Origin of the sequence: Paracoccus pantotrophus (assembly GCF_008824185.1) — a bacterium.
GTDB classification, from domain to species: domain Bacteria; phylum Pseudomonadota; class Alphaproteobacteria; order Rhodobacterales; family Rhodobacteraceae; genus Paracoccus; species Paracoccus pantotrophus.
Window position 1 is genome coordinate 640,101 of sequence record NZ_CP044426.1, and the last position, 12,386, is coordinate 652,486.

9 protein-coding genes are annotated in these 12,386 nt (G+C 68.1%); 6 read left to right on the forward strand and 3 right to left on the reverse strand.

The window, feature by feature from the left end:
* Position 1: 1 nt before the first annotated feature.
* The 6 genes from ESD82_RS13595 to ESD82_RS13620 all read left to right on the forward strand — a co-directional run bounded on the left by ESD82_RS13595 (position 2) and on the right by ESD82_RS13620 (position 9,624).
* Positions 2–331: a DUF2190 family protein gene (locus ESD82_RS13595; protein WP_147428117.1), complete on the forward strand. Its 330-nt coding sequence runs from the start codon at positions 2–4 to the stop codon at positions 329–331.
* A gap of 440 nt (positions 332–771) precedes the next feature.
* Positions 772–2,601 carry a sigma-54-dependent Fis family transcriptional regulator gene (locus ESD82_RS13600; protein ID WP_147428116.1) on the forward strand — a complete coding sequence of 610 codons (1,830 nt, stop codon included), beginning with the start codon at positions 772–774 and terminating at the stop codon, positions 2,599–2,601.
* A 157-nt stretch (positions 2,602–2,758) separates the two neighbouring features.
* Positions 2,759–4,906 (forward strand): hydantoinase/oxoprolinase family protein, encoded by a 2,148-nt coding sequence (locus ESD82_RS13605; protein ID WP_147428333.1) that lies wholly within the window; start codon positions 2,759–2,761, stop codon positions 4,904–4,906.
* A 20-nt stretch (positions 4,907–4,926) separates the two neighbouring features.
* Positions 4,927–7,242 (forward strand): hydantoinase B/oxoprolinase family protein, encoded by a 2,316-nt coding sequence (locus tag ESD82_RS13610; protein ID WP_147428115.1) that lies wholly within the window; start codon positions 4,927–4,929, stop codon positions 7,240–7,242.
* Positions 7,243–7,309: 67 nt separating this feature from the next.
* Positions 7,310–7,810: an acetone carboxylase subunit gamma gene (locus ESD82_RS13615; protein WP_024845000.1), complete on the forward strand. Its 501-nt coding sequence runs from the start codon at positions 7,310–7,312 to the stop codon at positions 7,808–7,810.
* Positions 7,811–7,971: 161 nt separating this feature from the next.
* Complete coding sequence (locus tag ESD82_RS13620; RefSeq protein ID WP_147428114.1) at positions 7,972–9,624, forward strand: acyl-CoA dehydrogenase family protein; 1,653 nt, start codon at positions 7,972–7,974, stop codon at positions 9,622–9,624.
* Here the strand turns inward: ESD82_RS13620 and ESD82_RS13625 are convergent.
* The 3 genes from ESD82_RS13625 to ESD82_RS13635 are packed head-to-tail and all read right to left on the reverse strand — an operon-like array spanning position 9,609 to position 12,358.
* Positions 9,609–10,538 carry a DNA/RNA non-specific endonuclease gene (locus ESD82_RS13625; protein ID WP_167521765.1) on the reverse strand — a complete coding sequence of 310 codons (930 nt, stop codon included), beginning with the start codon at positions 10,536–10,538 and terminating at the stop codon, positions 9,609–9,611. The genes ESD82_RS13620 and ESD82_RS13625 overlap by 16 nt on opposite strands.
* Positions 10,538–10,798 (reverse strand): hypothetical protein, encoded by a 261-nt coding sequence (locus ESD82_RS13630; RefSeq protein WP_024845003.1) that lies wholly within the window; start codon positions 10,796–10,798, stop codon positions 10,538–10,540. The genes ESD82_RS13625 and ESD82_RS13630 overlap by 1 nt, the downstream gene beginning before the upstream one ends.
* A gap of 12 nt (positions 10,799–10,810) precedes the next feature.
* Entirely contained in the window at positions 10,811–12,358 is a 1,548-nt protein-coding gene (locus ESD82_RS13635) for a S8 family serine peptidase (RefSeq protein WP_231493200.1), read from the reverse strand.
* Positions 12,359–12,386: the final 28 nt, after the last annotated feature.

The following is a 12,386-nucleotide window of genomic DNA, read 5'->3' on the forward strand; positions in this document are numbered from 1 at the left end:
CATGGCCAAGAACTATATCCAACGCGGTGACACTCTCACCATTCCCGCCCCGGCGGCCGTCCTGTCGGGCGGCGTGGTGATCGCGGGCGACATCAAGGGCATTGCCCAGGGCGACGCGGCGGCCGGCGTGCCGGTCGACGTGGCCACGCGGGGCGTCTGGGAACTGCCGAAGGTGGCGGCCAACGCTTTCACCCTGGGCGGCAAGGTCTACTGGAACGCAACCGATGGGCTGGCCACCAGCACCGCCAGCGGCAACACGCTGCTGGGTGTCGCGGTGGAGGCTGCGCCGGCCGACACGGCATCGGTCAAGGTGCGGCTGAGCGGCTTCTAAGGCGGCGACGCGGTTCCCGAGGCGGGCCGGTGGGGTTGCACCCTGCCGGCCTTTTTCGTTCCGTTGCGTCAAATGCACTCAGACGCATCGCAGATCATGCGCAATATTCACGCAATACTGAATATCATAACAAACTGTTATTTATAATTAAATTTAGCCCTCCTCCGCTACCATTTCACCCTTGCAGATGAACCGCTCCGCGGCTGCCGGCGCCGCCGGTTTGGCCCATGCGCCGATGCCTGTCCGCAGCGGTCGGTTCGTTGCCGTCGCCCTGGTGCGTGGCGGGAGAGGGGCGCGTCGCGACCGCTGGCGGCCTTTTTTGCGATGATCGACGGGCGGTTGCGGCAGGAAAGCCGCAGGCCGGGCCGGCCGGCTTTTCCTTGACAGCAGCGGGCGCGCGCACCTTACTATCCGTCAGCCTTAACGCGGGGCGCAGAGACATGCCGGAAAGCATCCAGAAGGAGGACTGGGAGCGATTCCGCGCGCTGGGGAGCGTGCCCCCCAGCATACGGGAGGTCGTGCTCAGATCCTGGGTCAGGTCCAGGGGGCGGAAAGAGATCGAGACCCTCAAGCGCGCGCCCAGCGTCGCCCAGGACGAGTTGCGCGTGATCCGCCACCGCAACCAGCGCCTGCGCTCGGCCGCGCAGACGGCGATCCGCCGCGCCGGCTACATGCTGAACGATGCCGGGATGATGCTGCTGCTTTGCGACCGCAGCGGCGTGGTGATGGAGGCCGAGGGCGATGCCCGCATCCTGTCGCGCGGCCAGGAAAACCACCTGCATCCCGGCGGCCATTGGGACGAGGACGCCATCGGCACCAATGCGATCGGAACCGCGCTGCACCTGGCCAAGCCGGTCACCATCTCGGGCGTTGAGCATTTCTGCGAGGCGATCCAGCGCTGGTCCTGCGCCGCCGCGCCGATCCGCGATCCGTTCAACGGCGCGCTTCTGGGCGCCATCGACATCTCGGGGCCCTCGGGGCAGCCCTTTGGCCAGGTCGCGGCCTTTTCCGTGACCCTGGCCATGCAGATCGAGGAGGCGATGCGCAATGCCGGGCTGCAGGAGCATCGCCGCCTGGTCGAGCGGCTGCTGGCCGAGCGCCGCGAGCGCGCCGGCGATGCGATCATGGTGCTGGACCGTTTCGGCCAGCCGGTCTGGTCCAGCGCCGGTTTCGACGCGGCGGCGGGCCGGGCCTGGGACGGCGAGGGCAGGGCGCTGCACCTGCCGGCCGAAGCGCGCGACGGCGATCCGGGCCATCTGGCCGCCCGGCTGCGGCAGGTTCTGCCCCATGCCGACGTGGACGTGCTGGCGGATCGCGGCGACATGCTGGGCGTCATGCTGACCCTGCCGCGGCCCGGCTTGCGCAGCCGATGCCCGGCTGATCCGGCCGTCGGCCTGGCGCAGATCGCCCAGAGCGGCGCCTGCCTGGGCCCGATCTGCGCCGCCGCGGCGAAATATGTCGAGGGTGGCGTGCCCCTGCTGATCGAGGGACCGGTGGGAGCGGGAAAGGAGACCCTGGCCCGCGCGCTGCACGGTGCCGGTCCGCAGGCCGGCCAGCCCTTCGAATTCGTCGATTGCAGCCTCTTGGACGCCGATGCGCTGCGCGACGACCTGGTCGACGCGGGTGCGCTGACACGGCTGGCCGAAAGCGGCGGGACGCTGTGCCTGGACGAGCCGGGCCAGGCGCCGCCGCCGGTGCAGGCGCTGCTGGCGCAGGTGCTGGCCCATCTGCGCCGCGCGGCCGGGGCGCCGCTGCAGTTTCTGTCGCTGTCCTCGGTCGGCCTGGCCGAGCGGATGGCCCAGGGCGAGCTGCGCAGCGACCTGTATTTCCGCCTGGCCGCCGCCACGCTGCGCCTGCCCGCGCTGGCCGAGCGGCGCGACGACCTGCCCGGCCTGATTCGCCGCTTTGCCGCGGCCTATCCGCAGCAGCGCCATGGCCGGGCGCTGCGCTTTACTCCGGCGGCGATGCTGCATCTTCAGGCGCATGACTGGCCGGGCAACCTGCGCGAGTTGCGCAATCTCATGGAATCGCTGGGCGCGACCTCGCTGAGCGGGCTGATCGACGTGGCGGACCTGCCGCGGCACCTGACCCGGCCCGCCGGGCCGCGGGCCGAAAGCACCCTGCGCGACCGCGAGCGGGCCGAGATCGCCGCCGCCCTGGCCGAGGCGGGCGGCAACATGACCGAGGTCGCCCGGCGGCTGGGGATCGCGCGCTCGACGCTGTATCTGAAGCTGGACCAATACGGCATCCCGCGCCCCCGCCGCGACTGACTGACGCCCGCGACTGGCGCCCCGGCATCTGTCCGCCCGCTGTCCGCCTATTGTCCGATGCATCGTCCGAAAACCGGACAACACGGGGCCGCCCCCCGGTTCCATCCTGTCATCACGCCACGGGAGGGTGGCGCAATGGGAGGAGAAAACCGTGCCATTGGACAAATCCAACAATCGCAAGGTGCAGGTGCTGGGCATCGATGCCGGCGGCACCATGACCGATACGTTCTTTGTCGACAGCGAGGGCGATTTCGTCGTCGGCAAGGCGCAATCGACGCCGCAGAACGAGGCGCTCGGCCTGATCGCCAGTTCCAAGGAGGGGCTGGAACATTGGGGCCTGACGCTGGAGGAGGCGCTGTCCGAAATCCAGACCGGCGTCTATTCCGGCACCGCCATGCTGAACCGCGTGGTGCAGCGCAAGGGCTTGCGCTGCGGGCTGATCGTCAATGCGGGGATGGAGGATTTCCACCGCATGGGCCGCGCCATCCAGGCCTATCTGGGCTTCGCCTACGAGGACCGCATCCACCTGAACACGCATTACTACGACGAGCCGCTGGTGCCGCGCCACCTGACGCGCGGCGTGATGGAGCGGGTGGACATGTCCGGCACCGTGGTGATCCCGCTGCGCGAGGACACCGCCCGCCAGGCCGCCCGCGACCTGATCGCCCAGGATGTCGAGGGCATCGTGATCTCGCTGCTGCACAGCTATCGCAATCCCGGCCATGAACGCCGGGTGCGCGACATCGTGCTGGAGGAGATCCAGAAATCCGGCAAGGCGATCCCGGTCTTCGCCTCGACCGACTATTACCCGGTGCGCAAGGAAACCCACCGCACCAATACCACGATTCTGGAAGCCTATGCCGCCGAGCCCTCGCGCCAGACGCTGAACAAGATCACCAGCGCCTTCAAGGAGAACGGCTCGAAATTCGACTTCCGGGTCATGGCGACGCATGGCGGCACCATCAGCTGGAAGGCCAAGGAACTGGCGCGCACCATCGTCTCGGGCCCCATCGGCGGGGTGATCGGGGCGAAATATCTGGGCGAGGTGCTGGGCTATTCCAACATCGCCTGTTCGGATATCGGCGGCACCTCCTTCGACGTGGCGCTGATCACCCAGAACGAACTAACGATCCGCAACGACCCGGACATGGCGCGGCTGGTGCTGTCGCTGCCCTTGGTCGCCATGGATTCGGTCGGCGCGGGGGCGGGCAGCTTCATCCGGCTGGACCCCTATACCAAGGCGATCAAGCTGGGGCCGGACAGCGCCGGCTATCGCGTCGGCGTCTGCTGGGCCGAGTCGGGGATCGAGACCGTGACCATCTCGGACTGCCATGTCATCCTGGGCTATCTGAACCCCGACAACTTCCTGGGCGGGCAGGTCAAGCTGGACCGCGAACGCGCCTGGAACGCCATGAAGGAGCAGATCGCCGACCCGCTGGGCCTGACGGTCGAGGATGCGGCGGCGGGCGTGATCGAGCTTCTGGACAGCGACCTGCGCGACTACCTGCGCTCGATGATCTCGGGCAAGGGCTCGACGCCGGGCAACTTCGTCTGCTTCAGCTATGGCGGCGCCGGTCCGGTCCATACCTACGGCTATACCGAGGGGCTGGGCTTCGAGGACGTGATCGTGCCGGCCTGGGCCGCGGGCTTTTCCGCCTTCGGCTGCGCGGCGGCGGATTTCGAATACCGCTATGACAAGTCGCTGGACATCAACATCGCCAGCGACGCAAGCGCCGATCTGAAGGCCAACCAGGCCAAGACCCTGCAAGCCGCCTGGGAGGAGCTGCGCGAGCGGGTGCTGGAGGAGTTCGAGATCAACGGCTACAGCCCCGACCGGGTCAAGCTGCAACCGGGCTTCCGCATGCAGTATCGCGGCCAGCTGAACGACCTCGAGATCGAAAGCCCGATCATGCAGGCGCATTCCGCCGAGGACTGGGACAAGCTGGTCGAGGCCTTCAACGACACCTATGGCCGGGTCTATGCCGCCTCGGCGCGTTCGCCCGAACTGGGCTATTCGGTGACCGGCGCGATCATGCGCGGCACGGTGCCGATCCCGAAGCCGAAGATTCCGAAAGAGCCCGAGGCCGGCCCGACCCCGCCCGAGGAGGCCAAGCTCGGCACGCGCAAGTTCTACCGGCACAAGCAATGGGTCGATGCCCAGCTTTACCGGATGGAGGCGCTGCAGCCCGGCAACCGCATCACCGGCCCCGCCGTGATCGAATCCGACGCGACGACCTTCGTGGTGCCGGGCGGGTTCGAGACCTGGCTGGACGGTCACCGCCTGTTCCACCTGAAAGAAGTCTGATTTCCCGGGGAGGAAACATCATGAACATGCAATCCAAAGTCGAGACGCGCGGCATCGTCCGCGGCGGCGAGACGCTGAAGCAGCATCGCGACCGGTTGATGGAGGCCACCAAGCGCACGAAACATTACGCCGGCCTCGACCGGCTGGAGCTGCGCGACAGCGACCCGATCAAATACAACAAGCTGTTCTCGCGGCTTCGCGCCGGGGTGGTCGACGCCCGCGAGACCGCCAAGAAGATCGCCGCCTCGCCCATCGTCGAGCAGGAGGGCGAGCTGTGCTTCACCCTCTACAACGCGGCGGGCGATTCGATCCTGACCTCGACCGGCATCATCATCCATGTCGGCACCATGGGCGCGGCGATCAAATACATGATCGAGAACGGCTGGGAGCATAACCCCGGCATCCGCGACAAGGACATCTTCTGCAACAACGACAGCCTGATCGGCAATGTCCATCCCTGCGACATCCACACCATCGTGCCAATCTTTCACGAGGGCGAGCTGATCGGCTGGGTCGGCGGCGTGACCCATGTGATCGACACCGGCTCGGTCGGGCCGGGCTCGATGTCCACGGGGCAGGTGCAGCGTTTCGGCGACGGCTATTCCATCACCTGCCGCAAGATCGGCGAGAATGACGAGCTGAAGCGCGACTGGCTGCATGAAAGCCAGCGCATGGTGCGCACCACCCGCTACTGGATGCTGGACGAGCGCACCCGCGTCGCCGGCTGCCACATGATCCGCGACCTGGTGCAGGAGGTGATCGCCGACGAGGGCATCGAGGCCTATTGGAAATTCGCCTATGAATCGGTCGAACACGGCCGCATCGGCCTGCAGGCCCGCATCAAGGCGATGACCATCCCCGGCAAGTATCGCCAGGTCGGATTCGTGGACGTGCCCTATGCGCATGACGACGTGCGGGTGCCCTCCGACTTCGCCAAGGTCGATACGATCATGCACACGCCCTCCGAGATCACCATCCGCGGCGACGGCACCTGGCGGCTGGATTTCGAGGGATCAAGCCGCTGGGGCTGGCACACCTACAACGCCCATCAGGTCAGCTTCACCAGCGGCATCTGGGTGATGATGACGCAATCGCTGATCCCGACCGAGATGATCAACGACGGCGCCGCCTACGGGACCGAGTTCCGCCTGCCCAAGGGCACCTGGATGAACCCGGACGACCGGCGCGTCGCCTTCAGCTATTCCTGGCACTTCCTGGTCAGCTCCTGGACGGCGCTGTGGCGGGGTCTCAGCCGCGCCTATTTCGGCCGCGGCTATCTGGAAGAAGTGAACGCCGGCAACGCCAATACCTCGAATTGGCTGCAGGGAGGCGGCTTCAACCAGTATGACGAGATCCATGCCGTGAACTCGTTCGAATGCGCCGCGAACGGCGTGGGCGCCAGCGCGCATATGGACGGCATCAGCCATGCCGCCGCGGTCTGGAACCCGGAAGGCGACATGGGCGACATGGAGATCTGGGAACTGGCCGAGCCGCTGGTCTATCTGGGCCGGCAGATCAAGGCCAGCTCCGGCGGCGCCGGCAAGTATCGCGGCGGCTGCGGCTTCGAAAGCCTGCGCATGGTCTGGAACGCCAAGGACTGGACGATGTTCTTCATGGGCAACGGTCATATCAGCTCGGACTGGGGGCTGATGGGCGGCTATCCGGCGGCCTCGGGCTATCGCTTCGAGGCGCATGACACCCGGCTTCAGGAGATCATCGCCCAGGGCGGCGCCATCCCGCATGGCGGCGACACCGACCCCGAGAACCCGAGCTGGGAGGCGATGCTGCCCGATGCGCGGATCAAGCGCGACAAGCAGGCCATCACCACCGAGGCGATGTTCAAGGATTACGACCTCTATCTGAACTACATGCGCGGCGGGCCGGGCTTCGGCGATCCCCTGGACCGCGAGCCGCAGAAGGTGGCCGACGACGTGAACGGCGGCTATCTGCTGCCCCGCTTTGCCGACAGCGTCTATGGCGTGGTGCTGAAGGGTGCCGGCGACGGCATGAAGGGCGTGGACGCCGCCGCGACCGAGGCCCGGCGCCGCGCCATCCGCAAGCAGCGGCTGGAGGAATCGGTGCCGACGCAGGAATGGATGGCGGGCGAGCGCCAGCGCATCCTGGCCAAGGAGGCCGGCGTGCATGTCCAGCAGATGTATGCCGCCTCGTTCAAGCTGGGCCCGCGCTTCGAGCAGCAGTTCCGCAGCTTCTGGAACCTGCCGGCGGACTGGAAGCTGATGGAGGCCGACCTGCCGATCCCGTCCTACGGGCGCGAATACTCGATGGACATCTCGGAACTGCCGGACGTCCGGACCGTGCAATTCGTCGAGGAATGACGCCCGGGGCTGCGCCCGTCCCCCTCGGGCGCAGCCGTTCTTTCAGGCCCATCCAATGGAGGAAAAGATGGCCTATACCAAAGCCAAGATCAAAGACCTGGTGGACGGCAAGATCGACCGCGACACGCTGCACACCATGCTGTCCACGCCCAAGGACCGCGAACGCTTCCAGATCTACCTGGAGATCCTGCAGGAACAGGTGGACTGGGACGACCCGATCATCCTGCCGCTGGGGCCCAAGCTTTACATCGTGCAGCGCCAGTCGGACCGGAAATGGATGATCCGCAGCCAGGCCGGCCATGATTTCTGCGAATGGGACCAGAACTGGAAGCTGCACGCCCGCATCCGCGTGCGCGAGACCGCCGAAAGGATGGAGGAGCTTTATCCCCGCCTGATGGCGCCCTCGCCGGAATGGCAGGTGATCCGCGAATATTTCTGCCCGCTTTCCGGCGATCTGCTGGATGTCGAGGCGCCGACGCCCTGGTATCCGGTGATCCACGACTTCGAGCCGGATATCGAGACCTTCTACAAGGACTGGCTCGACCTGCCCGTCCCCGAACGCGCCTGACCGCCGGCCCGAACCATGCCTGATGCCGCGACTGCCCCGATGCGGGCGGCCGCGGTTTTCCATGCGCTTCGCGCGGGCCGCCTATTTCCCCGTCGGGACTCGCGGCGCGGTGGCCTTCCGGGTTAGGATCGCCCGGCAGGCGGCAGCAGGAGGGCCTGGCCATGCATATCGATCCGACGGCGGATCTGGGCACGCATGAGGTGCTGAACCAGCCGGCCGCGCCCGGCGACCGCGACCTGTGGCGCGACGATCCGGCCCTGCGCGCCATGCTGGAGGCCGGCGGCGGGCAGGCCGAGGGGCCGGCCCGTTACGGCGCGCTTTTGGGCCGGGCCGAGATGGCGGGGGCGGCGCGCGATGCCAACCGCCACCCGCCCGAGCTTGTGCTGTTCGACAGCGGCGGCAGGCGGCTGGACGAGCTGCGCTTTCACCCCGCCTGGCACCGTTTCATGCGCGATTCCATCGCCGCCGGCTATCATTCGGTCGCCTGGGAGGGCCGGCCGGCCGGTCACCTGACCCATGCCGCCATGGTCTATCTGGCCAGCCAGGTCGAGCCGGGGCATTGCTGCCCGCTGACCATGACCTATGCCGCCATCCCGGTCGTTTCGGGCGCCGGCGATCTGCCGGGCGACTGGCGGGCGGCGCTGCTCTCGCGGCGCTACGACCCGGCGGTGCTGCCGCTTTCCGCCAAGCAGGGCGCGACGCTGGGCATGGCGATGACGGAAAAGCAGGGCGGCTCGGACCTGCGCGCCAATACCACGCGGGCCGAGCCGGACGGGGGCGCCTGGCGGCTGACCGGGCATAAATGGTTCTGCTCGGCGCCGATGTCGGACGGGTTCCTGACCCTGGCGCGGACCGGGCGCGGGCTGACCTGCTTTCTGGTGCCGCGCTGGCTGGAGGGCGGGCGCAACGCCATCCGCATCCAGCGGCTCAAGGACAAGCTCGGCAACCGCTCGAACGGCTCGGCCGAGATCGAATATCAGCGCGCCCTGGCCTGGCGGATCGGCGAGGAGGGCGCCGGCATCCGCACCATCCTTGCCATGGTGCATCACACCCGGCTCGACACCGCCATGGCGCCGGCCGGGCTGATGCGGGCGGCGCTGCGCGAGGCGCATCACTGGACCGCCCATCGCAGCGCCTTCCAGCGCCGGCTGATCGACCAGCCGCTGATGCGCTCGGTGCTGGCCGATCTGATGCTGGACTGGCTGGGCTGCCTGGCGCTTGGCCTGCATGTCGCCGCCAGCTTCGACGGCCAGGCGGCCGAGGATCGCGCCTTTGCCCGCATCGGCATGGCGCTGGCGAAATACCTGTCGAACAAGCTGTGTCCCATGGTCGTGGCCGAGGCGATGGAGGTGCTGGGCGGCATGGGCTATGTCGAGGACACGCCCCTGCCGCTGCTGTACCGCGAGGCGCCGCTGAACGGCATCTGGGAAGGATCGGGCAATGTGATCTGCCTCGACGTGCTGCGCACGCTGGCGCGCGAACCCCTGGCGGCCGAGACGCTGGCGGCGCGGCTGGATGGCGCGCGGGGGTTGGACCCGGCCTTTGACGCGGCGCTGGCCGCGCATCGCGAGTGCTGGGGCGGCGGCGTGCCCGAGGCCGAGGCGCGCTGGTTCACCGAGCGCAGCGCCCTGCTGCTGGCCGGTGCCGTGCTGCTGCTCCAGGGCGATGCCGACCTGGCCGGGGCTTTCGTGCGCACCCGCCTGGGCGCCGAGCGCGGCCGCACCCCCGGCGCCATCCCCGCCGTCCTGGCCGAGCGCATCCTGGCCCAGGGCTTTCCGGTCGGGGCGGAAGCGGCGGATCAGCGCGACAGGTAGAAATCGGTGGCGCGGGCGACAGCGATTTCCATCTCGGGCGAAGCACCGGCCATCACGTCCAGCGCGGCATAGGCGGCAAGCTCCAGCCCGCTTTCCTGCGCGATGGCGCGGATCGGCACCTGGCTGTCGCGGAAATCGCCGAAGACGAAGCGCCCGCCCGCCGGCCGGGGCAGGTAGTCCATCTGCGAACGGCGATAGCCGATGGTCGTAAGCTCGCCGGTTTCGGCATGGACGAAGGCCAGGATCTTCCAGAAGGCGGTGGGGATCTGGCGGTTGTAATAGACCGGATCCCCGGCCGAGAGCATGGGGCCGGTGATCACCGTCACCTTCAGGTTGGCGCGGTCGGCATTGTCCAGCACGTAATCCTCGAGTGCCAGCCAGATGCCGCCGTTGAAGCCCTGGCGCTGCGGGGCGGCATTGGTGATGTGGAAGGTGTCGGCATCGGCCTGCCGCGCGATCTCGGGCGCACCCCAGTTCGGATCCTCGCGCCGGGTCAGGTGGCCGCGGCTGAACAGGCCCTGGTGGTCTTGGCCATAGCCTTCGCGCAGGTTCTGCACCTGCGGGTCGATGCGCGGATCGCGCCGCCAGACGTCGCTGCGCGGCAGGCCGCGCCGGGACCGGCTGCCGTCGATGTTGCAGGCGCTGTAAAGCGGCAGGCCGCGCGAACGCGACATGCGGACCGAAAAATGGGTATAGCGGATCTCGGTCCCGTCCCCGCCGGGATCGCGCGCCTCGGGAACCAGGTCCACCAGATCGTCCGCCCAGCGGCCCGGTCCGGGCAGGGGCAGGGGCTGGTCGGGCAGGATGAAGCGGGGGTCATAGCCCTGCCGGTCGCCATAGCTTTCCAGCGGCAGCGGCGTCTCGGCCACCCGCAGCGGGTCCGGCCCGGCGGGCGGGCCGAAGCCGCGCCGCATCAGCGCAGCTGTGCCTTGTGCGGGGGATTGAGCCGGAAGATCCTTTCCTGCGCCAATCGCCAATGCGCAAGATCGCCCAGGCATTTGCGCACGTCCTGCACGCTGCCCTTGACCCGGATCGTGCCCGGCACGACCTCCTCGGCGGGAAACGGCTTCAGCTGGTCCAGCACCTCGGCGGTTTCCTCGCGGCTGGGGTCGCGGTCATCGGAATAGACGAGCATGCAGCTCGGGGTCTTCTTGCGTTCGGCCTTCATGGTCATACCTCTGCGCCGTCATTTCTGGTCGATCAGGCCGGCACCTTCGTAGCGGGGGCCGAAACCGATCGGAACAGCATGGCTGTTCGCCAGCTTGATAATATCGTCAGAGCGCTGCTGGTTGCGCTCTGCCGAAAGGATTTCGGGGGTGCGGGACAGCAATCGCGCCATCAGCCCGGCCACGGCGGGACAGGCCATCGAGGTGCCGTCCATCACCCCTTTCGAGGTCTTGTCGACCCAAGATATAATACCGACCCCCGGTCCGATAAAGTCCACTTCCGGTCCGATATTGCTGAATCGGGCGAAAAAGCGGTCCTGGACGGGGGCCGGGTCGGCTGCGACATTTCGTCCGGTGATCGCGCCCTTTGGCCAGGCGTCCAGCACGCCCCCGGCCGAGACCGCCGCCACCACGCCCGAGCGCGCCGGATACGAGACGGGCGACATGTAGTCGTTGCCCGCCGCCGCGACGCAGACCACGCCCAGGGCGCGGGCGCGGCGAACCTCGCGCGAGATCGCGATGGGCTCCGAGGATTGGCCCAGGCTCAGGTTGACGATGTCGCAGCCGTCCTCGACCGCCTGGCGGATGGCGCGGGCGATGGCAAATTCGCTGGCCCCGCCCGCGCCCTTTTCGAAGACGCGATAGGAATGCAGCACCACGTCGGGCGCGACCCGCGCCACGATGCCGGCGACATGGGTGCCGTGGCCGGTGCCGTTGTCGAACCATTCGTCGGCGGGCTCGGTCCCGGTGGTGTTCAGCCCGCGCTCAAGGTTCAGCCCTCTGGCGGGATCGACGCCGGTGTCCACGATGGCGACGCGGACGCCGCGCCCGTCGGCCTTTTTCGCCGGCGCCAGCATCCGCTCCAGCCCGTCCGGGAAATCCGCCGCGATGGGCACCAGCGGCAGTTCCAACTCCGTCACGCCCTCTGCCTTGACGGGGATGTCCTCGGTACCGCCGGGCCAGTATCCGGCCAGCGGCTGGCAGATCACTGCGTCGATCCGGGTCTGGCCGGCGGGCAGGGGCGTGCGGAACCGCCCGTCCTTGTCCGTCACCGCATCCGAGATGCCGAAGCTACGCCGCCTGTCCAGCACCACCACCACCGAGGCCCCGGCGACCGGCTTGCCGCTGGCCGCATCGACGCAGCGCAGCTCAAGCGCCTTGGCCGAGCGGAAGGCGGCGGGCTTGGCTTCCTTGCGGATGATGTTGAGCCGGCCGTAGCGCAGCGGGTAAAGCCGCAATTCGCGCCGCACGCGCAGGCCGGGATAGGCGCGCTGCAATTCGCGGGCCTGCTCGGGGGTCATGCTGACCAGCGAGGCCTCGTTCTCGCCGATGGAATCGAGCAGCCGGATGCGGCCGACCTCGGTCTCCAGCATCCGCAGGCGTGGCCTTGTCGCCGGCGCCGAGCCTTCGCAGGCGCCCTGCACCATGCTGTCCGCGGGTCTTGCCCCGGAGGCGCGAAACAGCCGCCGGTGCATAGCGCGAAACAGCTGGAAGCTGGTGGTCTCCATGCTGTCGTTGAAGACGTTGTCGTCGGGAACGATCACATAGCGGGCGGTCTTTCGGGACATGCGCATCGGCTCCTTGCTGCAAGAACAA

Bases quoted from the DNA above. Each gene is read 5' to 3' on its own strand.
- ESD82_RS13625 (WP_167521765.1), bottom strand. From the start codon at position 10,538: ATGCGGCGCGGCTTCGGCCCGCCCGCCGGGCCGGACCCGCTGCGGGTG.
- ESD82_RS13635 (WP_231493200.1), bottom strand. From the start codon at position 12,358: ATGTCCCGAAAGACCGCCCGCTATGTGATCGTTCCCGACGACAACGTC.
- ESD82_RS13595 (WP_147428117.1), top strand. From the start codon at position 2: ATGGCCAAGAACTATATCCAACGCGGTGACACTCTCACCATTCCCGCC.
- ESD82_RS13620 (WP_147428114.1), top strand. From the start codon at position 7,972: ATGCATATCGATCCGACGGCGGATCTGGGCACGCATGAGGTGCTGAAC.
- ESD82_RS13600 (WP_147428116.1), top strand. From the start codon at position 772: ATGCCGGAAAGCATCCAGAAGGAGGACTGGGAGCGATTCCGCGCGCTG.
- ESD82_RS13615 (WP_024845000.1), top strand. From the start codon at position 7,310: ATGGCCTATACCAAAGCCAAGATCAAAGACCTGGTGGACGGCAAGATC.
- ESD82_RS13610 (WP_147428115.1), top strand. From the start codon at position 4,927: ATGAACATGCAATCCAAAGTCGAGACGCGCGGCATCGTCCGCGGCGGC.
- ESD82_RS13630 (WP_024845003.1), bottom strand. From the start codon at position 10,798: ATGACCATGAAGGCCGAACGCAAGAAGACCCCGAGCTGCATGCTCGTC.